Genomic DNA, 23,778 nt, shown 5'->3' with positions numbered 1-23,778 from the left:
GCATCTTTAACGGTAAAGCCCATTCGGCCCGTTATACTTGCGACACTACTTGCCGCGATTCGGCATTCCACATATTTCAGCCACCACAAAGGGAGCGGCGGGTGAGTCTCACAGTCATTGCGCAGCGTATGGGTAACACGAGCTTTCAGCGCCTGGTGACTGGCCTTGTATTGAGCACCTTGCTGGTCGGTTGCTCCAGCACCAAATCGAGCAATGTGCGGGTGGTCGATCGCAACAGTGCGGCGGCTCAACGCCCTGCGGTAACGACCGGGCAGTATGTAGTCCGTCCGGGCGATACGCTGTTTTCCATCGCTTTTCGCTACGGCTGGGACTACAAAGCCCTCGCGGCCCGGAACAATATTCCTACGCCGTATACGATCCACCCGGGTCAGACAATTCGCTTTGATGGCCGCACCGGCTCAACGCCGACGGCGGTGGTCAGCAACAGCAGCTCTTCGCCGTCTTCGTCGAGCAAAACCACGGTAATCCGGCGTCAGGCGAATGGCACTACAACCACGACGGTGACCGGTTCCGGCGCCGGCTCTGCGGGGGCTGCACCGTCCGTCGCCAGCAAACCGGCCCCGGCTCCGCTGCCTCCACCGGGGCCAGCCCCGACCGGCTGGGGATGGCCATCTAATGGCATTCTGATTGGAAAATTCTCTTCAAACGGTAGTTTGAATAAAGGAATTGATATCGCCGGAGATTTGGGACAGCCTGTTTTAGCTGCGTCTGATGGGACGGTGGTTTACGCCGGGAGTGGCTTAAGGGGCTACGGCGAATTAGTCATCATCAAACACAGCGAAACCTACGTCAGTGCCTACGGACATAACCGCAGGCTGTTGGTACGGGAGGGGCAGCAGGTCAAAGTCGGACAGACAATTGCCGAAATGGGGTCAACGGGTACAGACCGGGTGAAACTGCATTTTGAGATTCGCCGACAAGGTAAACCTGTAGATCCGCTGCAGTTCCTGCCCAGACGTTGATTTGAGGCCAGCCTGTTCCGTCGCGTAGAGGGGACAGGCTCCAGCGCTGCCAAGGATAAAGGCGTCGCTTGAGCTTGGGGTCGAACTCACCAAAGGACTATAACAATGGCTCTCAGTAAAGAAGTGCCGGAGTTTGACATCGACGATGAGGTTCTCCTTATGGAGGCCGGCATCGATTCGGAATCTTCGATGTCGAATGATGAAGGGGCTGCTCCACCTTCCGTTCGTTCCAAATCCAAACACTCCGCTTCACTTAAACAACACAAGTACATCGACTACACTCGGGCACTCGATGCCACGCAGCTGTATCTCAACGAAATCGGCTTTTCACCACTGCTCTCCCCGGAGGAAGAAGTTCATTTTGCGCGTCTGTCGCAAAGTGGCGACCCTGCCGGGCGCAAGCGCATGATTGAAAGTAACCTGCGGCTGGTCGTGAAGATCGCCCGGCGTTATGTCAATCGGGGGCTGTCGCTGCTGGACCTGATCGAAGAGGGCAACCTCGGCTTGATCCGAGCGGTGGAAAAGTTCGATCCCGAGCGCGGCTTCCGCTTCTCGACCTACGCCACCTGGTGGATTCGTCAGACCATCGAGCGTGCGATCATGAATCAGACCCGGACCATCCGGCTGCCGATCCATGTGGTCAAGGAGCTCAACGTGTACCTGCGGGCCGCACGCGAGTTGACGCAAAAGCTCGATCACGAACCTTCACCCGAAGAAATCGCCAACCTGCTGGAAAAACCGGTGGGCGAGGTCAAGCGCATGCTTGGCCTGAACGAGCGGGTTTCTTCGGTCGATGTCTCGCTGGGTCCGGATTCGGATAAAACCCTGCTGGACACCCTGACGGATGACCGTCCGACCGATCCATGCGAACTGCTGCAGGATGACGACCTGTCGCAGAGCATCGATCAATGGCTCTCGGAACTGACCGACAAGCAGCGTGAGGTGGTCGTTCGCCGCTTTGGCCTGCGCGGCCATGAGAGCAGCACGCTGGAGGATGTAGGCCTGGAGATCGGCCTGACTCGGGAGCGGGTGCGGCAGATCCAGGTAGAGGGCCTCAAGCGCCTTCGTGAAATCCTTGAGAAGAATGGCCTGTCGAGCGAGTCGCTGTTTCAGTAAGCGCCTCTGGCAACCGTCCATAAAAAAGCCCCGACTGGTTCGGGGCTTTTTTATTGCTCGGATATCGGCTGAAGACGGTCTGTGGTGAGGGAGCTTGCTCCCGCTTGAGTGCGCAGCGCTCATGAATCTCAGGGGTTGCTGCGCAACCCGGCGGGAGCAAGCTCCCACATCGTTCATTGCCGGACAAATGGTCAGCATTTCCATCGTTTGTAGTCTCGCGACGTAAGCCTTGGCTTACTCTCTCGTAAGCGTTCCCTATTTTTGCAGGACGGTAGACGTCGATTGCTCTCGGTGAACGTATTTAACTAATTGATTTTAAAGCTTATTTAATAATATGAAGTGCTTATGACAGCGATCTTCAGCCTTTGAGGCCGATTGCTCTCGGCAGGGAACTCTCTAATATCAGCACTGTGTCGACGGACAGACACGCCCTTCAAGGAAGAGGGGAACGGACATCGCAGGACGCGATTCATCAGGACGATGAAAAGGAATACAGGGAATAGGGAAAAATGTGGGCGGGTCAAACCGCCCCTTTTTTTGCCTGTAGAAAAGTAAAACCCGCAAAAGCAAAAAGGCCCGCAAGGGGCCTTTTCGTAACGCGCGACAGATCAGCGTTCGAGGTCTTTGATCTTGCCTTTGACGCCATCCCACTCTTCGGCATCCGGCAGCGATTCTTTCTTCTCGGTGATGTTCGGCCAGATTTCAGCCAATTCAACGTTCAGCTGAATGAACTCCTGCATCTCTTCCGGGACTTCGTCCTCGGAGAAAATCGCGACGGCCGGGCATTCCGGTTCGCACAGGGCGCAGTCGATGCACTCGTCCGGGTGAATCACCAGGAAGTTCGGGCCTTCGTAAAAGCAGTCCACCGGACAGACTTCTACGCAGTCGGTGTACTTGCACTTGATGCAGTTGTCGGTGACGACGAAGGTCATTTCTAATTTTCTCCTCAGGCGGCGGCAGCGTAGCCCCTTCACGGTTGGGGTCGCCAGGTTCGGGAGCGATGTCTGCCAGCCAGGCTATTAACCGGCAGCATCCCGAACCGCGCGAGATTCTAACAGCTTGAAGCCGTTTGCGTTATATCCGGTTCTTTGCTGCTTAGATCCGGTTCTTAAGTGCATATAACAATTCGAGTGCTCGACGCGGGGTCAGGTCATCGAGATCCACTTTCGCCAATTCGTCCAGTACCGGATGCGGCAGGCTGGCAAACATGTCGCTTTGCTGAGGGGCCGCCGGTTTGCCTTTGATGGCAGGCTTCGGCGCTTCGTGCGGCAATGCGGTGTCTTCCAGTCGGCTCAGATGCTCACGGGCACGCACGATGACTTCGCTCGGTACGCCGGCCAGTTGCGCCACGGCCAGGCCGTAGCTTTGGCTGGCAGGTCCCGGCAAGACGTGGTGCAGGAACACGATGCGCTCGTTGTGCTCGGTCGCGTTGAGGTGCACGTTGGCCACCAGCGGCTCGGCTTCCGGCAACACGGTCAGTTCGAAATAGTGTGTGGCAAATAAAGTATAGGCACGCAGATGTGCCAGGCGCTCGGCAGCGGCCCATGCCAGCGACAGACCGTCGAAGGTGCTGGTGCCGCGACCGACTTCGTCCATCAGCACCAGACTGCGTTCGGTGGCGTTGTGCAGGATGTTGGCGGTTTCGCTCATCTCGACCATGAAGGTCGAACGGCCGCCGGCCAGGTCGTCGCTGGAGCCGATCCGGGTGAAGATCCGGTCCACCAGCGACAACTCGCAACTGGCCGCCGGGACAAAACTGCCGATATGCGCCAGCAGCACGATCAATGCGGTTTGGCGCATGTAGGTGGATTTACCGCCCATGTTCGGCCCGGTGATCACCAGCATCCGGGTGTTGTCATCCAGGCTCAGGTCGTTGGCCACGAACGGCGTGGTCAGCACCTGCTCAACCACCGGGTGACGCCCTTGGGTGATGCGCATGCACGGCTCGCTGACGAAACGCGGGCAGTTCAGGTCAAGGTTCAGCGCACGTTCAGCAAGGTTGCTCAGTACGTCCAGTTCCGCCAAAGCGCCGGCCGTGTCCTGCAGCGGTGGCAGTTGGCTGATCAGATCTTCCAGCAACGCCTCGTAGAGCATTTTCTCACGGGCGAGGGCACGGCTCTTGGCTGACAGCGCCTTGTCCTCGAATTCTTTCAGCTCGGGCGTGATGAAACGCTCGGCGCCCTTGAGCGTCTGGCGCCGGATGTAATCGGCTGGAGCCGATTCGGCTTGCTTGCTCGGCAGTTCGATGAAGTAGCCGTGAATGCGGTTGTAGCCGACTTTCAGGTTGGCCAGACCGGTGCGGGCCTTTTCCCGGGCTTCGAGGTCGATGAGGAACTGGCCGGCGTTTTCGCTCAACGACTGCAGCTCGTCGAGTTCGCTGTCGTAACCGGTTTTCAACACGCCGCCGTCGCGGATCACCGCAGGCGGGTTGTCGATGATGGCTTTTTCCAGCAGCGCCGCCAGTTCCGGGTAGGTGCTGGTGGTGGCTGCCAGGCGCTGCAGGTGCGGCGCTTCCAGGTCGGTCATCGCCACTTGCAGTTGCGGCAGGGCACCGAGGGCATCGCGCAGGCGAGCGAGGTCACGGGGGCGCGCGTTGCGCAGGCCGATCCGCGCCAGAATCCGCTCGATGTCGCCGATTTCCTTGAGCTGCGGCTGGAGTTTTTCGAAGCGGTAGCCGTCGAGCAGGCAAGTGATCGAGGTCTGCCGCGCCAGCAGCACGGTCAAATCACGCAGCGGACGGTTCAGCCAACGGGTCAGCAGGCGGCTGCCCATCGCGGTCTGGCAACGATCGACCACCGATTGCAACGTATTGTCGCGCCCGCCAGCCAGGTTGGTATCGAGTTCGAGGTTGCGGCGGCTCGCGCCGTCGAGCACCACGGTGTCGTCCAGACGCTCATGACGCAGGCTGCGCAGATGGGGCAGGGCGGTGCGCTGGGTTTCCTTGGCATAGGCCAGCAAGCAACCAGCGGCGCCGATGGCCAGGGTCAGGGTTTCGCAACCGAAGCCTTTCAGGTCTTGTGTGGAAAACTGCTGGCAGAGACTTTTCAACGCCGAATCGCGCTCGAAATCCCACGGCGCGCGACGACGCACACCACGGCGTTTTTCCGCCGGCAGGTCTTTCGGCCAATCGTCCGGGATCAGCAGTTCCACCGGGTTGACCCGCTCCAGTTCCGCCAGCAGGTTCTCCCAGCCCTTGATCTCCAGCACAGTGAAGTTGCCGCTGGTGATGTCCAGCACTGCCAGACCGAACAGGCGCTCATCGCCCAGCACCGCTGCGATCAGGTTGTCGCGGCGCTCATCCAGCAACGCCTCATCGCTGACCGTACCCGGGGTGATGATCCGCACCACCTGACGTTCCACCGGGCCCTTGCTGGTGGCCGGGTCGCCGACCTGCTCGCAGATCACCACCGACTCGCCGAGCTTGACCAGTTTCGCCAAGTAACCTTCCGCCGCGTGGTAAGGAATCCCGCACATCGGGATCGCTTGCCCTGCCGACTGGCCGCGCGCAGTCAGGGTGATGTCGAGCAACTTGGCTGCCTTCTTTGCGTCTTCATAGAAGATCTCGTAGAAGTCGCCCATGCGATAGAACATCAGCTGATCCGGGTGCTGATTCTTCAGGCGCCAGTACTGCTGCATCATCGGGGTGTGGGAGGACAGGTCGGAGACGGCTTTATTCATCGGATTGTCAGGTAACTCGTTAAATGATGTAGGGCAAAAGCGAGGGCAACCGCCGGGCTTTTCCGCGATGGACGCAAGGTTACCATGGGCGGTCGGCTCGACGCAGGCATGACGGCCGGCTGACACTTTCTGCGTTTAATTGTGATTTATGCACGATTTATGCAAATCAGCATTTGTCTTCGGAAAAAACTTCAAGCACTATGCGCGTTATGCAAAAACGCAACGTATCCTCCGTCTTAAGAGCACTGCTCGACCAGCACGGGATCTCCCCCACGGAGCTCCACCGTCGCACCGGCGTGCCTCAATCAACGCTCTCGCGGATTCTCAGCGGGAAGATCGTCGATCCTTCGGATAAACACATCTCGAAGATCGCCGAATACTTCAATGTGAGCACTGATCAATTGCGCGGTCGCGCCGATGTCGCGATCGCGACCGGTGGCGCGCGCGATGACATGCATGCGGAACTCAAGGACATAAGCCTGTGGGACGACGATACCCCTGTCGATGACGACGAGGTGTCGGTGCCCTTTCTTCGTGAGGTTGAATTGGCTGCTGGATCAGGAAGATTCGTCATCGAAGAGAGCGAACGCTCTAGCCTGCGCTTCGGCAAGCGCAGCCTGCGTCATAACGGTGTGCAGTTCGACCAGGCCAAATGCGTGACAGTGCGCGGTAACAGCATGATGCCGGTGTTGCGGGATGGCGCCACGGTCGGAGTGAACGCCGGCAAGTGCGGGATCGGCGACATCATCGATGGCGATCTGTACGCGATCAATCACAACGGTCAGTTGCGCGTGAAGCAGCTCTATCGCCTGCCGACCGGTATCCGTCTGCGCAGTTTCAACCGCGATGAACATCCGGACGAGGACTACAGCTTCCAGGATATGCAGGACGAGCAGATCGTCATCCTCGGTCATGTCTTCTGGTGGGGCATGTACGCCCGATAGATTTCACCGGTCATAGGAAACCCGCCTCATGGCGGGTTTTTTTTCGCCTGAACAAAACCCTCGGCGCCTTGATTTATGCGGCCTGCATGAGCCCGTGCATTTCTTGTGCATAAATAAATGCATTTATGCATTGACTGTATATGCATCCATGCATATTCTTGCCACCAAGCCGCTCGACAAAGCGGCTGGCAACAACAGCTCTTTAGTTCCACAAGAACAGGCAGCGATGAACCGGCCTCAACGGTTCAGAGGGTTGGCAACTGACCCGGGTGTGCAGCGTAAAGCACCAAGAGCAGTTATCCGGCGGGCAGGGACCGCGGTCGGAAAAACAATTTGAATGGACTCGTACCGCGCCAGTAGCGCCGAAAAGTCAGCTTCCTTCTCGGATACAGGATTTGAAGGAAGGCGAAGGAACGCATTACTGAAAAGCCCGGCGTAATTGCCGGGCTTTTTGGAATGCCTACCTTGTTCGCAATAACCCCTGAGGCATTACCCATCAATCCTTTCACGGAAGAGAAACCCGAATATGTTTAAGAAATATCTTGCTCCGTTCCTGGCCAGCGCAATGTTGCTCGGTGCAGGCACGAATGTGCTGGCAGCCAACTTGTTGGTCAACGGCAGTTTTGAACAGTCGACCTGCGGTGGTGGCTGCATTCTGGACACTCCCGCCAAAACCAATGCGATCACCGGCTGGACAACCTTTCTGTCCGGTGCCGAGTACTTCAACATGCCAAATGCAATTGGCGGCTCCGTCGCAGCCGACGGCGTGATGATCGTAGATCTGGCCAATTATGTTTATGGCAATGGTGGCGGGATTCAACAGAACTTCGCCACGACCATCGGGGCGAAGTACCGACTCACCTTCAGCGCAGGTAATTCGCGGTTTGCCAGCCGCTCCGGTGACGGTGTCATCCACGTCAAAGTGGCCGGGCAAACGTCGACGTTCAATACCCCGACGGCTAAAGGTGTTGCAGTGGAGTGGAGCACCATCACTTACGAATTCACCGCCATCACAGCGCAGACAACGCTCGCGTTTTTCAACGAGCAAAACCCGAACGCCAACTTTGCCTTTATCGATAACGTCATTGTTGAGCGCCTGTAGCGCCCACAACCGGGGAGCAGCGTGGGTTGGCTTTTCACCGTTCTTTATTCATCCGCACTTACAGGAGGCGTGACATGACAAACGAGCAACAAGCGTTGGCGGACATGCCTATCTGGCTGGTCATCCTCCTTGCCGTGGTGGGCGGGGTGTCCGGCGAAATGTGGCGCGCCGACAAGGAGGGCGCTCGTGGCTGGTCATTGCTGCGGCGTCTGGCCCTGCGCTCCGGTGCCTGCATGATCTGCGGCGTCTCGGCGATCATGCTGCTGTATGCCGCCGGATTATCCATCTGGGCCGCGGGTGCCTTCGGTTGCCTGACCGCCATGGCCGGTGCCGACGTCGCCATCGGTCTCTACGAACGCTGGGCCGCCAAGCGCATCGGCGTCTGCGAAGTTCCCCCGCCGCGCGATCCCCAGTAACTCAACACTTTCCTGCCTCGCTGCAACTGATGCGGCGGGGCTGCGCGTGGACATTTGAAAAGGAGGTTATGCATGCCCGCACCGATCCAGCAGCCTTCGCAGCTGTTCACGGCGATGGCGACAACCTTGCGCAACAGCGCCGGCCTGAATCTGCAGGTTGGCAATCACGACGACTTCACCGCTCCCGGCGCTCAGGCCTGGGCGTTGATCGACTTCGACCGTAATGCGCCCGGAGTGCGTGGCGCCGACGGACGTATCGCCCACGTCATGACGGTGTCGCTGCAAGTCATTCCGGCACTTTCTGCGAGTGCATTTGCCGCGTGCGATCTGATCGCCGTACTGAAAAACCTGATCACCGACAACCGCTGGAACCTGCCCGGCGCTCAATGTGATCTGCCGATGAACATTGATGGTTTGCCGTCAGTGCTCACACGCGCCGACCAGCCATACAAGGCGTGGACCCTGACTTTCACGCAGACCCTCTACCTTGGCCCGACGCTGCTCGACGACCCGCTCGGTACGCCAAAATTCGCCCGTACCTGGGAAGTCAGCAACATCGACGACCCCGACCAATACACCGCGCTGGAGGCCTGACCGATGTTCGACGCATTACTGCGCATGCAACTGGGGCCGATCATCGAGCGGCTGGCGGAGATGGAAGCGGAGATCGACGACCTGCACCGCCGTGCCGAGAGTTTCTGTCGCATCGGCGTGTGTCAGGCAGTCGATGCGGCGAGCAACACTTGCCAAGTCAGCCACGGAGGATTGCTGACGCCAGCCATCAAATTCTTCAACCCTAGCGCCGGAGCGCAGAGCGAATCGCGGATTCCGAGCGTGGGCGAGCAGTGTCTGCTGCTCAACTACGGCAGCGGTGAAAGTGGCGCTCAAAGCGTGGCGTTGTTCGGCTTGAACAGTGAGCGCTTTCCACCGACGGCGACGGTTCCGACGCTGACGCGCCGGGTGCATGTCGACGGCACTGAAAGCGGCTACGACGACGCCACGCATACCCTGCATTGGCAAAACGGCCCGGCCGCATTCAGTGGCTCTCGCGAGTCGCTTGCACTGAGCATCGGCCCGGCGCAACTGACGATGACGCCGCAGTTGATCAGCCTGCAACTGGGCGCGGTCGGCCTGAGCATCGACGCCTCGGGCGTGCACTTCAGCGGCCCGTTGGTGGATCACCAGGGCCGCGTCATCAGCCCCTGAATCAAGAGCTTCCCATGATCGGAATCGATAGAGACTCCGGGGCCACGGTCGACGACTGGCTGCAGTTTGTGCAGCGCGCGACCCGGGCCCTGACCACGCCGCTGGGCACCCGGCAAAAAAGGCCCCTTTATGGCTCGCTGATCCCGACGCTGCTGGGGCAGAACCTCGGTGACGACGTTCTGCTTCTGGCCCAGAGCCACGCGGCTCAGGCGTTCTACAACGCGCAGAACGGGATCAGCGATTTTCAGCCGAGCGTGATCGTCGCCAGCCGCCAGGGCGCGGGCCTGCTGCTGCGCTTCGCCGGCACCTGGAAAAACCGTCAACAGACATTCGAGGTCGTGACATGAGCATGTTGATCCCCGGCCAGAATCAATTGGCCGAACCGGCGCTGATCACCGTCGACGCCTTCGAAGACCTGCTCGCCGAGTTCAAGACCTTCGTCGTCGAGTACGTCGGCGCCCGAGCGCCGGACAGCGCGGCGAAACTCAAGACCAGCCTGGAAAACGAGAGCGAATTGCTGACCCTGGCGCTTGAGGCTTTCTGCGTACGACTGCAAACCCACGAACGCAAATACAACGCCCGCATCAAGCAGATGCTGGCGTGGTGGGCCACTGGCAGCAACCTCGATGCACGGCTGGCGGACATGGGCCTTGAAAGGCAGTTGCTCGACGCGGGCGACCCGGCAGCCTTCCCGCCGGTACCGCCGATTTATGAAAGTGATGACGACGCCCGGCTGCGCTATTACCTGGCGCCGCATGCCCCGGCTGCGGGTTCGCGAATGCAGTATCGCCGCGAGGTATTCACCCTCGGTGAACGGCCAACGGTGAAGGTCGAATCCAGCGATGGCGGTGTGGTGAACGTCACCTACACCTTCAACCCGGACGGCCTCGCCGCACAGGTCAAGGACGGCAACGGTCGCCGCACGGCGCCGGGTGAGGTGCAGGTCACAGTGTTGTCCCGCGACGGCGATGGCACTCCGTCTGCAGCGTTGCTGGAAGGCGTGCGTCAACACTTCGCCCGCCCTGATGTGCGACCGGAAACCGACCTCGTCACGGTCAAGGCTGCCGACATTCACCGCTACAAGATTCGCGTGGTGGCGAAGATCAATTCCGGCCCCGACTCGGGCCTGACCAAAGTTGCCGCACAACAGCAATTGCAGGCCTACGCCGACAGTTGTCATCGCCTGGAAGGGCGGGTCGATCCGAGCTGGATCGACTACACGTTGCACAGCGCTGGCGCCGTGCAACTGCAGATTCTTGAACCGCTTGAGCCGATCATCACCAGCGCCTTCGAGGCGCCGTACTGCACGGCGGTCGAAGTCGAGGTGCTGACGCTATGAGTGAGCCAACGCATAGCCCGACGTTGCTGCCGGCCAACAGCTCTCCACTCGAACGTGGACTGGATCTGGGCTTCGGCGCACTGCTGGATCGCATCGCGCCGCCGTTCCCCGAACTGATGAATCCGAGCGAAACACCGGTCGCATTCCTGCCGTATCTGGCAGCGGATCGCGGTGTCGCCGAATGGAGCACCAGCGCACCGGAAGCGGAAAAGCGCCTGACCGTCGAACTGGCCTGGCCCACCGCGCGCCAGGCCGGTACTCGCAAGGCGTTGGAAAACGCGGCCAAGGGTTTGCAACTACGCCCCGAAGTACGCGCTTGGTACGAACAGACGCCGCCCGGCGTGCCTTACAGCTTCTCCGTGCGGGCCTTCAGCGAGCAACCCTACAGCGCAGAAATCGACGCCCGTCTCGACCGACGCCTTGCCGATGCCAAGAGCGAACGGGACATTCTCTCGGTAACAGTTGGCTTGAGCGCGTTCGGCAGTCACTCCATCGCCGCCGCGACCTTTTGCGGTGAGCTGACGACGGTTTATCCGGTGTTCATCGAAGGGCTCGAAACCTCTGGCGAGGCGTTCATGGCCGCCGCGATGTACACCGTCGAAACATCCACTATTTATCCTCAGGGGGCCTGAATGGCTGACTATTACACCCTGCTCACCAACGCAGGGATTGCCTACGAAACGGCGTGCAAGGCCGCGGGCGTGCCGATCAAGCTGACGCAGATTTCCGTCGGCGACGGCGGCGGCGCGGTCTACAACCCGGCCGCGACCGCCACCGCGCTGAAACGCGAAGTCTGGCGCGGGCCGCTCAACGCCCTGTTCCAGGACGAGAAGAACCCGAGCTGGCTGCTCGCCGAAGTGACCATTCCGCCGGACGTTGGCGGTTGGTACGTGCGAGAAGCGGGGCTGTGGACCGATACCGGGATTCTCTACGCCATCGTCAAATACCCGGAGTCGTTCAAGCCGGTGCTGGCGACGTCGGGGTCGGGTAAAGAGTTCTACATTCGCTCGATTTTCGAGACCAGCAATGCGTCGTTGGTAACGCTGCTGATCGATGACACCGTCGTCAAGGCCACGCGTGCCTGGGTCATGAGTTACCTCGCTGAAGAACTCGGCAAACTCGATGGCAAGCAATCGGTGCGCGTCGCGGCCTCTACCAACATCGTGCTGAACGGTGCGCAACAGATCGACGGCGTGGCCGTGATTGCCGGTGACCGCGTTTTGCTGGCGAACCAGACCCTGGCCAAGGACAACGGCCTGTGGATCGTCGCCAATGGCGACTGGGTGCGGGCGGCGGATGCCAATACCAGCGCCAAGGTCACGCCGGGCCTGACGGTCATGGTGGAAGAGGGTACGACCAACGGTGATTCGCTGTGGTACCTGACGACCAATGCGCCGATCACCCTTGGCACTACTGCATTGAATTTCAAGATGCTGGCGGGGCGCACCGGGATTGCTGCCGGGACTTACAAAAGTCTGACGGTTGATGAATATGGTCGCGCTACGGCTGGGGCCAATCCTGAAACGTTGGCCGGTTTTGGCATCAAGGATTCCTACACCAAGGCTGAAGTCGAGGCGTTGATTGCCAAGGCATCGGCATTGCCGGTGGGTTCGATTGTCGCGTTCCCGGTGGATGCACCGCCGCCGGGTTTTCTGGAGCTGGATAACAGCGTCAAGAGCAGTGCGACTTACCCGGACTTGAGCGCTTATCTGGGCGGCAAGTTCAATAAGGGTGATGAGGGTGTCGGGAATTTCCGTTTGCCGGAAGCGCGTGGGGAGTTTTTGCGTGGTTGGGATCATGGACGGGGAGTCGACCTGGGACGTCAAGTCGGTAGCGTTCAGGCTGATGATTATAAAAGTCACAGTCACCGGTACTTTGACAGCGTAGCTGCAAACATTGACCCTTTTGGGGGTACGGGCGCTGGAGTTGTTAACGGTGTCGTAACACCTCCCGCTACGGGTGGGTATCTGGCAACTTCAGGGCCTGATTCAAACAACCTGACGTCGCCCACAACTACTGTCAATGCAGGGGGAAATGAAACTCGCCCGCGCAACATCTCTGTCATGTGGTGCATCAAAGCCTGGAACGCCCCGGTCAATCAGGGAACCATCGATGTAGCCGCGCTGGCCAAGGAAGTCGAACGGCTCAAATCCGCTGTTCCGGTGGGGGCGGTTCTGGCATTCCCGACCGGGATCGTCGCGCCAGGTTATCTGGAGCTGGATGGTAGCGTGCAGAGCATTGCGACTTATCCGGATCTGGCGGCTTTTCTCGGTACCACTTACAACAAAGGCAATGAGGGAGTAGGTAATTTCCGCTTGCCGGAATCACGTGGTGAATTTTTGCGCGGCTGGGATCATGGGCGTGGAGTCGACGCCGGGCGAAACGTAGGCAGTTACCAGGCCGGTACGAAGATCCAGGGTGACAACGTCGAGGCGCCAGCCGTTCAAGGCATTGGAAACTCCGACGCGATTGATGCCGATCCGGCACCTGATTTCAAAGGCGATATTTACTACACGTCCACCGGTGTCACTGTCCTCAATACAGGCTCGTACTGGAAAACCGTGCGCCCGCGCAACCTCGCCGTCATGTGGTGCATCAAAGCCTGGAACGCGCCGGTCAATCAGGGAAGCATCGACATTGCCTCTCTAGCTACTGAAGTCAGACTGGCTCGCCTAAATGGTGCGGAAGTAGGCGCCATGCGTAATCTGAGAGTATCGCTGCCTGTCGCGGCTTCCGTTGCAACGGTTACTGCTGATCAACTGATTGTCGAGCAACCGGGGGGCGCGCAGTACAAGTTGTCGAATCTCAATCTATCGCTCGATCTGACAACCGTCGGTGCAGGTGGCATGGACACCGGTATCGCTCCAGCAAGCGGCAGTGTCGGGATTTACGTCATCTACAACCCCGAGTTGAAGGTTGCGAAGCTGCTGGGCGTCAATGCGACATTGAGTACCGCTCCTGAAATTTATGCGGGCACGAATATGCCCGCCGGTTATAGCGCCAGTGCGCTGGTCAGCGTGTGGCAAACCGGTGCCAGTCGATTGATGAACCCCGGCATTCAACATCAGCGTTCAATTTCCATTGCTCGGACGGTAGTGCTGGAAAACGGCATGTCGATGTCGCCGACACCGATCTCGCTGGCCTCTGTTGTTCCGAAGAATGCAAAAACCGTCGGTGGCTACATTCATTACATTGGTAGCGCTGATTTTCCGGGCGGTGGCTCTCTGGGGCTTTCTCCGGATGTTACCGAAGTAGGTATGAAAGCATGCGGCATTGGTGGAATCGTCGGACTGGGTGTTCTAAGTCCGTTCTCGGACCTGGTCATGGCGACTCCACAGACGATCTATTACCGTCTCTATGCGTCGGTCTCTCGTGCAAACGATGTCCACATCTCCCAATACACTTTTTAAGGAGTCATCTATGTTGAGAGCCTACTCAAATGTGGGGACGACCTTTCGATGTGTCGCCTCGGACTGGCCATTGGCTGACGGTGAAGTACTCTTCGACCATGAACCCACCCTTCAGGAACTGGAAAACTCATTTGGTTTTGCGAACGGCGAGCTGGTCTTGAAGCGCCAATTGGACCTGATTGCGCAGGAGCGATTTCGCCGAGAAGGTTCGGGTATCGTGGTCGCCGGTTTGATTATCGATTCATCCCGTGACAGTCAATCGCTGATTGCTGGAATGGCGGTTTCCGCGATGCTCGATCCTGAATATCGTTGCAGCTACAAGTCTGTTGCCGGGTTTGTCGATTTGACAGCTCAACAGATCCTGCAAATTGCACAGGCTGTACGGTCTCATGTTCAGGCCTGTTTTGATCGGGAAAAAGCGCTGTCCGAGTCTGCTCGAGCAGGAACGTTCGGCAACGAAATGCTGACCGAGGGCTGGCCAGATTCCTTGCCTGAAACGCGAGTCCCAAACCTTCAGTAAAACGCCCCTGCACCCCGGGGCGTTTTCTTGTCCGCTTAAAACAAATCAACACCCGCCAGCCCCTCCCCACGAGGGGCTTTCCCGTTTATGGAGAAACGAAAAATGGCAACCCGCCAAACCTACACCGTGCTCGTCCCATTCCCCACCGGCGGTGGGCACTGGTCGAGCGTCGGTCAAGACCTGGATCTGCTCGACGTCGAGGCCAGTGCGTTGCACAGCGCCGGTCGACTGGAACTGAAAACCCAATCCACCCAGGCCAAAAAGGCCGCTGCCAAGAAGGCTGACTAACCATGGCTGAGGTTCTGAACTTCGAGCACAACGGCATTACCGTCAATGCCACCGAATCCCCCGAGGCCATGGGTGGCCTGGGTGACAACGTCATCGGTCTGGTCGGCACCGCGCCGAAAGCCGATCCGCTGATTCCGCGCAACGCACCGTTCCGCATCAACAGCTTCACCACTCACGCGCTGCTCGATCCGACCGGTGCCGAAGAGGGCACCCTGTACCACGCGGTTTACCAGATCCTCAAAGTGGTCAAGGTGCCGGTCTACGTAGTGATCGTCGAGGCGGGCGCGAGCCCGGCCGACACCGTCAACGCAGTGATCGGCGGTGTCGAGCCAGCCACCGGCCGCAAGCTCGGTCTGGCGGCGCTGGGCAGTGTCCCGGAAGACCTGACCATCATCGGCGCGCCGGGCTTCACCGGCACCAAAGCGGTAGCCAGCGAGTTCGCCTCGTTCGGCAAGCGCATCAAGGCCCGTGTGGTGCTGGACGGCAAGGACGCCTCGGTCGCTGATCAAGTGACTTACAGCCAGGAACTGGGCGGCGCCGACCTCGGTTTCGACCGTTGCCTGGTGGTACACAACATGCCGGCGGTGTACTCGAAAGCGGCGAAGAAAAACGTCTTCCTCGCACCGTCCAGCCTGGCGATTGCCGCACTGGCGAAGGTCAAGCAGTGGGAAAGCCCGGGCAACCAGGTGACCTACGCCGAGGACGTGTCCCGAGTCGTTGAATACAACATCCTCGACACCTCCACCGAAGGCGATCTGCTCAACCGCTACGGCGTCAGCTACTACGCCCGCACCGTGCTCGGCGGCTTCTCGCTGCTGGGTAACCGCTCGATCACCGGCAAGTTCATCAGCTACGTCGGCCTTGAAGATGCGATCAGCCGCAAGCTGGTCAAGGCCGGCCAGAAAGCCATGGCGAAGAACCTGACCAAGTCGTTCATGGATCAGGAGGTCAAGCGCATCAACGACTGGCTGCAGACCCTGGTCGCCGACGAAACCATTCCTGGCGGCAGCGTCTATCTGCACCCGGAACTCAACAGCGTCGAGAAGTACAAGAACGGCACCTGGTACGTGGTCATCGACTACGGCCGCTACGCGCCGAACGAACACATGGTTTATCAACTCAACGCCCGCGATGAAATCATCGAGCAGTTCCTGGAGGACGTTCTCTAATGTTTACCAACCGCGTAAGACAGGCCATCGCGGCCACCCTGCAAGGCCTGCCGTTGTCGGCGACCGTTGAGGAGTTCACTCCGCCGAAGATCGACTTCGACATGGAAAACATGACGGGCGGGCGCTTCATCGTTGAGGAAATGGCCAAGAGCGCCAAGCCGCTGAACGCTCAGATCAAGCTGCAAGGCACCGGTGCTGAAGTGTTGCTGGCAATGGGCGTGAAACTGGGCGACGACATCCTGCTGAATGTGCGTGAAGCCGGTCAGGATCAGGACGGCAACACCTGGTTCACCTATCACACCATCGGCGGCAAGCTCAAAACCATGGGTGAAGACGCGATCAAAATGGGCGGCAAAGCCCTGACGACGCTGGACTTCTCCTGCCGCACCTACAACCGCCTGGAAAACGGCATTCCGGTGATCGACATCGACGTGCGCACCCAGAAGTTCGTGCTCAACGGCGTCGACATCCTCGGTGATGCGCGTCGTGCGGTGCTGATGCCGTAACCCCGGCTTACAGGCAATCATAAAACCCTGTGGGAGCGAGCTTGCTCGCGAAGGCGCCAGGTCAGTGGCCATCAATGCTGAATGTCAGGCCGCTTTCGCGAGCAAGCTCGCTCCCACAGTGGATCTAAAAGAATCACCAAGGAATTCATACATGTCGTGGATGCCACCCCAGCATGACCTGCTGTCGCCGATCACCGGCGACGACGGCGCGCAGATCGAGCAGATCCAGCTCAAGCCACTGTTCTACGCCGCGCAAAAAGAAGCGCTGGAGCGCGCTGGCGATGATGAAGACGATCAGTTCTTCGAACTGGCGCGGCTCGCCACCGGCCTGTCGGTCAAGGAACTCGACCAGCTCAAACGCCCGGACTACGTGAGCATCGCCCAGTACGTGCACGAGATGTCGACCCGTCCGGCGTCGTACTTTCTGGAGCAGGTCGAGGATGCAGAAAAGTCCGCCGACCCTGACGAAGTGCAACTGCTGCAACCGCTCGCCGTGACTGGCCGCACCGTGACCTCGCTGTCGCTGGAAATGCCCGCACTGCGCGCGACCAAAGTGATGAAGAAACTGAAAACGGCCAAGGAACGCGCCGAGTTCATCACTGCCCATTGCACCGGGCTGATGATCCCCGATCTGGCCCACATGAGCGTCCCTGACTGGACGCAATTGCAGGTGCGCATCGACGATTTTTTAAACCAGCCGGCGGCCTACTTTCGGAACGCGACATCGAAGTAATCCTCGATATCGTCCCGCTCATTTACCCGGTAAGTGAGGCGGAGATTCTGGAATGGGACGCCGAAAAGGCGTTGCGCCGCTACGACATAGCGATCACTCGCCTTGGCGTGAAACAGGAGTAGAGCGGCATGGCAGAGAGTAAAAATGCGCTCATGAACGCCGGTGAGAGCACGGGTTCCGCGAGCCGCAATATCGGCTTGACCACTGCAGCAACGAGCACGACTACAGCAGGCCTGGATCGGGATAAGGTCGCCGACCTGAGGCATGCGTTGAGTACGGCAAGTGACCGAATCGTTTCGCTGACTGCAGCCATCGATTCGCTGATCCTCACCTTGGCGACCCAACGTTCTTTGTCGAAGAGCGCGGTCAATGGCGACGGCGGATCTTCCGCGCAGAAGGCTGCAGACAAGGTAGCCGGCGCCGTCCCTCCCGAACTGCTCAAAGCCGCTGTCGCGATGGACACAGCCGCTGCGAACCTGAGCGAAGTCGCTCGACTGACTCCGGTTCAGGGCAAGGAAATGGCTCAGGCAAGCCTGATCATGGCCAGCGCCCCGTTGGTGGCTGCCGGAGGAACCACCGGGGTTGAATTGCTCAATGCCGCGGCGTTGGGTGCCAAGGCGGGGATTGGCATCGACTTGTCCAATGCCTCGGACAAGCAGTTCGAACTGCTGAAGTTCGCCGATGACGCTGCGCTCACCGCGTCAGCATTCAAGGTGCCTGCGCTACAAGTCGCCGAGATGATGGCGGCCTGGCGTACCTCGATGAAACTGACCCGTGATCAGGCCATCGATCTGGCAGATGCGGCTCACCACTTGGGCAAAATGCCCGGAGATGTAAACGCGGCAGACATCGGCTCGGTGTTGCAGCGTTCCGGCGACGCGGCGATTGCTGCGGGGTTGCAACCCGAGCAAGCCGCAGCGCTGTCGGCAGCCTTGCTGAACACCGGAACGAAAGAAGGTGAAGCAAGCGTCGCGTTGAAGAGCATTTCCACAGCCTTGAGCAAGGGAGACCAGGTCTCTGTTGCCGAACAGGGGGCGTGGAAACAACTGGGGCTCGATCCCAAGGCCGTGTCTGCGGCGATGCGTGATCCGAACAAGGACAATGCGCAAGGTGCGTTGCTGACAGTGTTGGCCGCATTGAACGCCAGACCGCCAGAACAACGCGCAGTGCTGGCCAGGACGTTGTTCTCCGATGGCGGTGATGCTGCGCAGAAGCTCTCGCAAAACCTCGGTGAGGTTAATGAGACGTTCTGGCAGGTCAAGGACAAGCAGCGATACGCGACGTCGGAGCTGGGCGAGAAGGGGTCGATAAAACAGGCTGCCCTGACGCTTTCCGGTACTCAGCAAGGACAGCTGAATATTCTGAATGCCCGTAGCGAACGATTGGCCGTCGCCAAAGGCAACGCGTTGGCACCCTCCAGCGATTCGCTGGCCTCTGCCGGGGTCGACAAGCTCAGTGAACTGACTGAAGCCTATCCGAAAACTGCTGGCGTGGTGTTGACGGTGAGCGCGTTTCTCAAACCGTTGTTCGATCAAGCGCTCGATGCCATTGGCAGCGATATCAAAGAACGGGTTGGCAAGAAAGTCGTGGATAAGGGCCTGTCCGTTTTCACCGGCGCCGCCACCGGCACAGCGGGGGCCGCCGCTGCTGGCAGTGGTTTGAAGATCCTCGAGCAAACTTCGCGGGTGCGGGCCCCGCTTCTGGAGTCGACCGCTGCTGCCATGCGCCCTCTGTCGCGCACAATGCCCTGGCCTGTAAAAACCGTCGCTGCCCTCACAGGCCTGGCGGCCGGGGTGGCCAGCGGTGACGAAACCCAGATAGCTAAAAGCGTCGGCGCAGCGGGCGGTGGAATGGCCGGCGCTCTTGCAGGCTCTGCTTTCGGCGCGTCACTCGGAGCCGTGGGTGGCCCACCCGGCATGGCCATAGGTGGCCTTCTCGGTGGATTGCTTGGCGGTTGGCTGGGCAGTGAGGGCGGTTCCCTTCTGGGCGAAAAACTCGGCAGTACCCCACCGGACAAACTCGCAGCACCGGCTCAGGTCAGTCAGGCGTTGGGCAGCGCCCAGGCGCCCACGGTGCCAGCCCCTTATGCGCCCACCGTTCAGGTGTATTGCAGCGACCCGGGCAGCGCGGAAAAGATCGGTCAGTTGGTCGACTTTCACCTGAGATCCCAATTCAACAACGAATTCATTCCACTGATGAACACCAACAGCCTCGCCACCCGCCGTGACGCAGCCCTCACCGATGGAGTCGCCTGATGAAACAACAAATGGCGCTGGGCAGTTTCATCTTCGGCCTGTCGCGCAACTTCGCCTACAGCACGCTGTCGCGAAAGTCCGACGGTGGCTGGAGCGAAATTCAGATCCTGACCAGCAAACCCAAGTCCAGTCAGACCGGGCAGAAAGCCGAATCGCTGACCATCAGCGGCACCTCGATGTATGCCGTGGCCATGGATCGACTCGATGAATTGCGCGCACTTCAGGCATTGCGTGTGCCGCTGCCGTTGATTGACGGCATCGGCCGCAACTGGGGCTTGTGGCGGATCAACAGCATCGACGAAAACCAGAGCGAGGTCATCGATGACGGCACCGCGATGGTGATCAAGTGGGTGGTCGGGTTAACGGAGTTCAACAATGCGTAAAGTCCGAAGCGTGGCCGGTGATTCGGTGAATCTGCTGCTCTACCGCGAAACCGGGCGCAGTGATGACGTTGCTGAAGAAGCGCTGTGGACACTCAACCCGACCCTGGCCGAACACGGCCCGATCCTGCCTGCGGGCGTCTGGGTCACGTTGCCGGAACTCGACTCGAAACCGGCCACGATCAAACCGCTCACGGCCTGGGATTAAGGAGGTTGCATGACACTGGGTTTTACGCCGGTCGTTAAGATTTACGGCGCAAACGCGGATCTGCTCAATCAGCGCCTGATCAGTTGGGAGCACATCGACGCTGCCGGTTTCGAGTCCGATCAGTTGACCTTGACGATTGATCTTGAAGGCCTCGAAGGGCTGCCGAATCTGGGTGGAAAAATCGGCCTTGAGGTCGGTTATCTGGAGTCGGGAATGGTCGACAAGGGCCAGTTCAAAGTGACGCGCCTGACGCCGACGCTGTTCCCGTTTCGCCTGACGCTGGTGGCCACGGCGGCACCCTTCAGCAAGGAGGATGAGACGGGCTTCAAGCAACGTCGCACGGCCAGTCATGGCCCGACTACATTGGGTGCGCTGTTTCGCAAACTGGTGTCGAGCCATGGCTTTTCACCGCGCGTCGCGCCCGAGGTGGCGATGATCAGGATCGAGCACGTCGACCAGTCCAACGAAACCGACATGAGCTTTCTGACGCGCCTGGCGAAAAAGTACAACGCGGTGACCAAACCCTACAACGACGTGTACGTGCTGGCCCGTCCCGGTCAGACCAAATCGTTGTCGGGCCAGGTGCTGGCGGACGTGACCTTGTCGGTGACCAGCAACAACCGTCCCGGCGATCACGCATTCATCAGCGCCACGCTGGAGGAGTCCGCCCGCGAGCAAACCAAGGGTTGCAAGACCTGTTTCGTGGAGGCTGCCACAGGTTTGTTGCAGTGGGTCGAAACGGGGCTTGCGCCGTTCAAGATCATCCGCCAGAAGCAACCCAGCGAAGCCGATGCGATTGCCGTTGGCGAAGGCGAAGTGCGCAAGATGCTCCGGCAGAAGTACAAGGTGAAAATCACTTGTCCCGGCAATCCACTGCTGGCGGCCGAAGGGCTGGTGCTGCTCGATGAGACCTGGCCGGACTTCATGCGTGGGCGCTGGTCGATCGAAAAAGTCACCGCCAGTGGCAATCGCGAGAACAGCTATCGCTGTGTGATCGATGCCAGCGGCCTTGATCCCAAGGCTGAAGCCAAGGACTGATTCCCCGCTTTGTCACTGCGATGAAGATCCCTGTGGGAGCGGGCTTGCCCGCGAAGAGGCCAGCCCATTCAAAAGAGACGCCGGCTGATCCACCGCCATCGCTGGCAAGCCAGCTCCCACAGGTTTTGCAGTGTTCTGCAGACCGCTTTTCATTCAACTCTGGAACACCACCATGAAGATCACCCCGATCCTCACGCAGTTGCGTGGGCAATGCCCAAGCCTTGCCAACCACATTGCGGTGGGTGTCGATCTGGCGTTGCTGCAAGGCAATGCCGATCTGCCGACACCCTCGGCCCATGTGCTGCCACTGGCCGATCTCGCCAGTAACAGCACCGCACAAAACCTCACCGCCCAACCGATCCGCGACCGCTTCGACATCGTCCTGGCGCTTGATGCCACGGACGCTACAAAAGCGCTGGATCTGTTGCACGACCTGCGCGCCGAACTGTGGCGCGCGCTGGTGGGATTCAAACCGGGCAATGACTACAGCGCCATCGTCTACGACGGCGGCGAGATGGTCTCGATCAACAGCAGCCGCGCCTTCTATCGGCTGCGCTTTTTTGCCGAGTTCCAGCTCGGCCGCAATCTGCCCAGTCAGCCTGCGGAGAGTTGGCACGAACGTGAACTGGACGGTTTGTCGTCCTTTACCGGGGTCACCGTGCGGGTCGATGCGATCAACCCGGCCGACCCCAATCTGAAACACCCGGGCCCTGACGGGCGCGTGGAACTGACTTTCTCTGGAGACGTAACCCCATGAGCAATCGCATCACCGTACTGCCGGCCGCTGGCCGTGCCGTGCCTGACCCGGAAGCGGGCGATCTGCTGCCCAAGGAAGGCCGTGAAGTGCTGGACAGCGCCTGGTGGCGCCGGCGTCTGGCCGACGGCGATATCACACTCAAAACCGCAAAAGCGGCTAAACCACAGGGAGCCAAATAATGGCGATCGGATTCAGCAACATCCCCGCGGACATTCGTGTACCGCTGTTCTATGCAGAAATGGACAACTCGGCCGCCAATAGCGCGACTTCGGCCATGCGCCGTCTGATCGTCGCTCAGGTCAACGACAACATCGCCCCGACCGAAGTCGGCAAACTGGTGCTGGTCTCCAGCGTCGCGCTGGCAAAAAGCATCGGCGGTCAGGGCTCGATGCTCGCCTCGATGTACGAGACCTTCCGCAAGGCCGACCCGATCGGCGAGATCTGGTGCCTGCCGCTGCACAACACCGAAGGCGCCATCGCCAAAGGCGTGCTGACCCTGACCGGCACCGCCACTCAGGCTGGCGTGCTCAACCTGTACGTCGCTGGTGTGCGGGTGCAGGCCACCGTGGTCAACGGTGCCACCGCTGCTCAAGCGGCTACCGCACTGGCACAGAAAATCAACGCCACCGCCGATCTGCCAGTCAGCGCTGCGGCTGCTGAAGGCGTGGTCACTCTGACCGCCAAATGGACCGGCGACAGCGGTAACGACATCAGCCTGCAGTTCAATCGCCTGGGCAAGAGCAACGGCGAAGAAACCCCGGCCGGCCTGACCACCGCGATCACCGCCATGACCGGTGGCGCCGGTGTGCCGGACCAGGTCGCAGCCGTGGCTGCACTGGGCGACGAGCCGTTCGAATTTATCGCTCTGCCGTGGTCGGATCTGTCGACCCTCAACACCTGGCAAGCGGTGATGGATGACAGCACCGGTCGCTGGTCCTGGGCCAAGCAACTGTTCGGTCACGTCTACAGCGCCAAGCGCGGCACCGTCGGCACCCTGGTTGCTGCTGGCCAGGCACGCAACGACCAGCACATGACCATTCAGGCGCTGGAACCGGGCGTACCGCAACCATTCTGGGTACAAGCGGCAGCACTGGCTGCGCGCACCGCAGTGTTCATTTCCGCCGATGCCAGCCGTCCGACGCAAAGCGGCAGCCTGCCGGGCGTTGATCCGGCGCCGGCCAGCGAGCGTTTCACCCTGACCGAGCGTCAGTCGCTGCTCAACTACGGCATCGCCACTGCGTACTACGAAGGCGGTTACGTGCGCATCCAGCGTTCGATCACCACCTACCAGAAAAACGCTTACGGCCAGGCCGACAACTCCTACCTGGACAGCGAAACCATGCACCAGTCGGCGTTCATCGTGCGTCGTCTGCAAAGCGTGATCACCAGCAAATACGGCCGGCACAAACTGGCTTCCGACGGCACCCGTTTCGGCGCCGGCCAGCCGATCGTCACTCCGGCGACCATTCGCGGCGAGTTGATCGCGCAGTACGCCAAGCTGGAACTGGAAGGCCACGTGGAGAACGCCGAGCTGTTCGCCGAGCACCTGATCGTCGAGCGCGACGTGCAGGACCCGAGCCGCGTGAACGTGCTGTTCCCGCCGGATTACATCAACGGTCTGCGCGTGTTCGCACTGCTCAACCAATTCCGTCTGCAATACGACGACGCGGCCTGATCGCCGCGTTTGGCCGTAAGCATTCAGCCCACCTCGGTGGGCTTTTTTATTTGAA

The 23,778-nt window shown here is 59.8% G+C and carries 26 protein-coding genes; 24 read left to right on the top strand and 2 right to left on the bottom strand.

What is annotated here, in order from left to right:
• Positions 1 to 101: 101 nt before the first annotated feature.
• Together OC71_RS27150 and rpoS are read left to right on the top strand one after the other, a co-directional pair.
• Positions 102 to 983: a peptidoglycan DD-metalloendopeptidase family protein gene (locus OC71_RS27150; protein ID WP_041072302.1), complete on the top strand. Its 882-nt coding sequence runs from the start codon at positions 102 to 104 to the stop codon at positions 981 to 983.
• A gap of 105 nt (positions 984 to 1,088) precedes the next feature.
• On the top strand, positions 1,089 to 2,099 hold the full coding sequence (gene rpoS / locus OC71_RS18935; protein WP_016985073.1) for an RNA polymerase sigma factor RpoS: 1,011 nt from the start codon (positions 1,089 to 1,091) through the stop codon (positions 2,097 to 2,099).
• Between the two features lie 608 nt (positions 2,100 to 2,707).
• Here rpoS and fdxA read toward each other — a convergent pair.
• Positions 2,708 to 3,031: a ferredoxin FdxA gene (fdxA, locus tag OC71_RS18930; protein ID WP_007908827.1), complete on the bottom strand. Its 324-nt coding sequence runs from the start codon at positions 3,029 to 3,031 to the stop codon at positions 2,708 to 2,710.
• Positions 3,032 to 3,194: 163 nt separating this feature from the next.
• The gene (gene mutS / locus OC71_RS18925; protein WP_041072297.1) at positions 3,195 to 5,777 is read right to left on the bottom strand and encodes a DNA mismatch repair protein MutS; all 2,583 of its coding nucleotides are present in this window, start codon (positions 5,775 to 5,777) and stop codon (positions 3,195 to 3,197) included.
• A gap of 209 nt (positions 5,778 to 5,986) precedes the next feature.
• Between mutS and OC71_RS18920 the strand changes: the two genes are divergently transcribed.
• The 22 genes from OC71_RS18920 (at position 5,987) to OC71_RS18820 (ending at position 23,723) form a co-directional block, all read left to right on the top strand.
• On the top strand, positions 5,987 to 6,721 hold the full coding sequence (locus OC71_RS18920) for an XRE family transcriptional regulator (protein WP_041072295.1): 735 nt from the start codon (positions 5,987 to 5,989) through the stop codon (positions 6,719 to 6,721).
• Positions 6,722 to 6,749: 28 nt separating this feature from the next.
• Complete coding sequence (locus OC71_RS27950; protein ID WP_140395996.1) at positions 6,750 to 7,058, top strand: hypothetical protein; 309 nt, start codon at positions 6,750 to 6,752, stop codon at positions 7,056 to 7,058.
• A 189-nt stretch (positions 7,059 to 7,247) separates the two neighbouring features.
• Positions 7,248 to 7,823, top strand: coding sequence for a DUF642 domain-containing protein (locus OC71_RS18915; protein ID WP_041072293.1), 576 nt, complete (start codon positions 7,248 to 7,250; stop codon positions 7,821 to 7,823).
• A gap of 74 nt (positions 7,824 to 7,897) precedes the next feature.
• Entirely contained in the window at positions 7,898 to 8,239 is a 342-nt protein-coding gene (locus OC71_RS18910) for a phage holin family protein (protein ID WP_003222183.1), read from the top strand.
• A 72-nt stretch (positions 8,240 to 8,311) separates the two neighbouring features.
• Entirely contained in the window at positions 8,312 to 8,833 is a 522-nt protein-coding gene (locus OC71_RS18905) for a hypothetical protein (protein ID WP_041072291.1), read from the top strand.
• A 3-nt stretch (positions 8,834 to 8,836) separates the two neighbouring features.
• Positions 8,837 to 9,445 carry a phage baseplate assembly protein V gene (locus OC71_RS18900; RefSeq protein WP_041072289.1) on the top strand — a complete coding sequence of 203 codons (609 nt, stop codon included), beginning with the start codon at positions 8,837 to 8,839 and terminating at the stop codon, positions 9,443 to 9,445.
• 14 nt (positions 9,446 to 9,459) lie between these two features.
• On the top strand, positions 9,460 to 9,792 hold the full coding sequence (locus OC71_RS18895; protein ID WP_003222189.1) for a phage baseplate protein: 333 nt from the start codon (positions 9,460 to 9,462) through the stop codon (positions 9,790 to 9,792).
• Positions 9,789 to 10,784, top strand: a complete 996-nt coding sequence (locus OC71_RS18890; protein ID WP_041072287.1) for a baseplate J/gp47 family protein — start codon at positions 9,789 to 9,791, stop codon at positions 10,782 to 10,784. The genes OC71_RS18895 and OC71_RS18890 overlap by 4 nt, the downstream gene beginning before the upstream one ends.
• On the top strand, positions 10,781 to 11,416 hold the full coding sequence (locus tag OC71_RS18885) for a phage tail protein I (protein ID WP_041072285.1): 636 nt from the start codon (positions 10,781 to 10,783) through the stop codon (positions 11,414 to 11,416). Before OC71_RS18890 ends, OC71_RS18885 begins: the two co-directional genes overlap by 4 nt.
• On the top strand, positions 11,417 to 14,194 hold the full coding sequence (locus OC71_RS18880) for a phage tail protein (RefSeq protein WP_041072283.1): 2,778 nt from the start codon (positions 11,417 to 11,419) through the stop codon (positions 14,192 to 14,194).
• A 10-nt stretch (positions 14,195 to 14,204) separates the two neighbouring features.
• Entirely contained in the window at positions 14,205 to 14,714 is a 510-nt protein-coding gene (locus OC71_RS18875) for a DUF4376 domain-containing protein (RefSeq protein WP_041072281.1), read from the top strand.
• Positions 14,715 to 14,816: 102 nt separating this feature from the next.
• Complete coding sequence (locus tag OC71_RS18870) at positions 14,817 to 15,002, top strand: hypothetical protein (RefSeq protein ID WP_041072279.1); 186 nt, start codon at positions 14,817 to 14,819, stop codon at positions 15,000 to 15,002.
• 2 nt (positions 15,003 to 15,004) lie between these two features.
• Entirely contained in the window at positions 15,005 to 16,171 is a 1,167-nt protein-coding gene (locus OC71_RS18865) for a tail protein (RefSeq protein ID WP_041072277.1), read from the top strand.
• Complete coding sequence (locus OC71_RS18860; RefSeq protein ID WP_007908799.1) at positions 16,171 to 16,677, top strand: phage major tail tube protein; 507 nt, start codon at positions 16,171 to 16,173, stop codon at positions 16,675 to 16,677. Before OC71_RS18865 ends, OC71_RS18860 begins: the two co-directional genes overlap by 1 nt.
• Positions 16,678 to 16,828: 151 nt before the next feature.
• Complete coding sequence (locus OC71_RS18855) at positions 16,829 to 17,410, top strand: phage tail assembly protein (protein WP_041072275.1); 582 nt, start codon at positions 16,829 to 16,831, stop codon at positions 17,408 to 17,410.
• Between the two features lie 128 nt (positions 17,411 to 17,538).
• Positions 17,539 to 19,665 carry a phage tail tape measure protein gene (locus OC71_RS18850; RefSeq protein ID WP_041072273.1) on the top strand — a complete coding sequence of 709 codons (2,127 nt, stop codon included), beginning with the start codon at positions 17,539 to 17,541 and terminating at the stop codon, positions 19,663 to 19,665.
• On the top strand, positions 19,665 to 20,048 hold the full coding sequence (locus tag OC71_RS18845) for a phage tail protein (RefSeq protein ID WP_041072271.1): 384 nt from the start codon (positions 19,665 to 19,667) through the stop codon (positions 20,046 to 20,048). The genes OC71_RS18850 and OC71_RS18845 overlap by 1 nt, the downstream gene beginning before the upstream one ends.
• Entirely contained in the window at positions 20,041 to 20,253 is a 213-nt protein-coding gene (locus tag OC71_RS18840) for a tail protein X (protein ID WP_041072269.1), read from the top strand. The genes OC71_RS18845 and OC71_RS18840 overlap by 8 nt, the downstream gene beginning before the upstream one ends.
• Positions 20,254 to 20,262: 9 nt before the next feature.
• Positions 20,263 to 21,291, top strand: coding sequence for a phage-like tail protein (locus tag OC71_RS18835; protein WP_041072267.1), 1,029 nt, complete (start codon positions 20,263 to 20,265; stop codon positions 21,289 to 21,291).
• Between the two features lie 172 nt (positions 21,292 to 21,463).
• Complete coding sequence (locus OC71_RS18830; RefSeq protein ID WP_041072265.1) at positions 21,464 to 22,048, top strand: hypothetical protein; 585 nt, start codon at positions 21,464 to 21,466, stop codon at positions 22,046 to 22,048.
• The gene (locus tag OC71_RS18825; protein ID WP_041072263.1) at positions 22,045 to 22,227 is read left to right on the top strand and encodes a DUF2635 domain-containing protein; all 183 of its coding nucleotides are present in this window, start codon (positions 22,045 to 22,047) and stop codon (positions 22,225 to 22,227) included. The genes OC71_RS18830 and OC71_RS18825 overlap by 4 nt, the downstream gene beginning before the upstream one ends.
• Positions 22,227 to 23,723 (top strand): phage tail sheath subtilisin-like domain-containing protein, encoded by a 1,497-nt coding sequence (locus tag OC71_RS18820; protein ID WP_041072261.1) that lies wholly within the window; start codon positions 22,227 to 22,229, stop codon positions 23,721 to 23,723. The genes OC71_RS18825 and OC71_RS18820 overlap by 1 nt, the downstream gene beginning before the upstream one ends.
• The last annotated feature ends 55 nt before the right edge of the window (positions 23,724 to 23,778 follow it).

The organism is Pseudomonas sp. W15Feb9B (genome assembly GCF_000828175.1).
Classification (GTDB): Bacteria; Pseudomonadota; Gammaproteobacteria; order Pseudomonadales; family Pseudomonadaceae; genus Aquipseudomonas; species Aquipseudomonas parakoreensis.
Note: the sequence above shows the minus strand (reverse complement) of the source record. Positions and strands in the feature narration are given on the sequence as shown.

Bases quoted from the DNA above. Each gene is read 5' to 3' on its own strand.
- rpoS (WP_016985073.1), top strand. From the start codon at position 1,089: ATGGCTCTCAGTAAAGAAGTGCCGGAGTTTGACATCGACGATGAGGTT.
- fdxA (WP_007908827.1), bottom strand. From the start codon at position 3,031: ATGACCTTCGTCGTCACCGACAACTGCATCAAGTGCAAGTACACCGAC.
- mutS (WP_041072297.1), bottom strand. From the start codon at position 5,777: ATGAATAAAGCCGTCTCCGACCTGTCCTCCCACACCCCGATGATGCAG.
- OC71_RS18920 (WP_041072295.1), top strand. From the start codon at position 5,987: ATGCAAAAACGCAACGTATCCTCCGTCTTAAGAGCACTGCTCGACCAG.
- OC71_RS27950 (WP_140395996.1), top strand. From the start codon at position 6,750: ATGGCGGGTTTTTTTTCGCCTGAACAAAACCCTCGGCGCCTTGATTTA.
- OC71_RS18915 (WP_041072293.1), top strand. From the start codon at position 7,248: ATGTTTAAGAAATATCTTGCTCCGTTCCTGGCCAGCGCAATGTTGCTC.
- OC71_RS18910 (WP_003222183.1), top strand. From the start codon at position 7,898: ATGACAAACGAGCAACAAGCGTTGGCGGACATGCCTATCTGGCTGGTC.
- OC71_RS18905 (WP_041072291.1), top strand. From the start codon at position 8,312: ATGCCCGCACCGATCCAGCAGCCTTCGCAGCTGTTCACGGCGATGGCG.
- OC71_RS18900 (WP_041072289.1), top strand. From the start codon at position 8,837: ATGTTCGACGCATTACTGCGCATGCAACTGGGGCCGATCATCGAGCGG.
- OC71_RS18895 (WP_003222189.1), top strand. From the start codon at position 9,460: ATGATCGGAATCGATAGAGACTCCGGGGCCACGGTCGACGACTGGCTG.
- OC71_RS18890 (WP_041072287.1), top strand. From the start codon at position 9,789: ATGAGCATGTTGATCCCCGGCCAGAATCAATTGGCCGAACCGGCGCTG.
- OC71_RS18885 (WP_041072285.1), top strand. From the start codon at position 10,781: ATGAGTGAGCCAACGCATAGCCCGACGTTGCTGCCGGCCAACAGCTCT.
- OC71_RS18880 (WP_041072283.1), top strand. From the start codon at position 11,417: ATGGCTGACTATTACACCCTGCTCACCAACGCAGGGATTGCCTACGAA.
- OC71_RS18875 (WP_041072281.1), top strand. From the start codon at position 14,205: ATGTTGAGAGCCTACTCAAATGTGGGGACGACCTTTCGATGTGTCGCC.
- OC71_RS18870 (WP_041072279.1), top strand. From the start codon at position 14,817: ATGGCAACCCGCCAAACCTACACCGTGCTCGTCCCATTCCCCACCGGC.
- OC71_RS18865 (WP_041072277.1), top strand. From the start codon at position 15,005: ATGGCTGAGGTTCTGAACTTCGAGCACAACGGCATTACCGTCAATGCC.
- OC71_RS18860 (WP_007908799.1), top strand. From the start codon at position 16,171: ATGTTTACCAACCGCGTAAGACAGGCCATCGCGGCCACCCTGCAAGGC.
- OC71_RS18855 (WP_041072275.1), top strand. From the start codon at position 16,829: ATGTCGTGGATGCCACCCCAGCATGACCTGCTGTCGCCGATCACCGGC.
- OC71_RS18850 (WP_041072273.1), top strand. From the start codon at position 17,539: ATGGCAGAGAGTAAAAATGCGCTCATGAACGCCGGTGAGAGCACGGGT.
- OC71_RS18845 (WP_041072271.1), top strand. From the start codon at position 19,665: ATGAAACAACAAATGGCGCTGGGCAGTTTCATCTTCGGCCTGTCGCGC.
- OC71_RS18840 (WP_041072269.1), top strand. From the start codon at position 20,041: ATGCGTAAAGTCCGAAGCGTGGCCGGTGATTCGGTGAATCTGCTGCTC.
- OC71_RS18835 (WP_041072267.1), top strand. From the start codon at position 20,263: ATGACACTGGGTTTTACGCCGGTCGTTAAGATTTACGGCGCAAACGCG.
- OC71_RS18830 (WP_041072265.1), top strand. From the start codon at position 21,464: ATGAAGATCACCCCGATCCTCACGCAGTTGCGTGGGCAATGCCCAAGC.
- OC71_RS18825 (WP_041072263.1), top strand. From the start codon at position 22,045: ATGAGCAATCGCATCACCGTACTGCCGGCCGCTGGCCGTGCCGTGCCT.
- OC71_RS18820 (WP_041072261.1), top strand. From the start codon at position 22,227: ATGGCGATCGGATTCAGCAACATCCCCGCGGACATTCGTGTACCGCTG.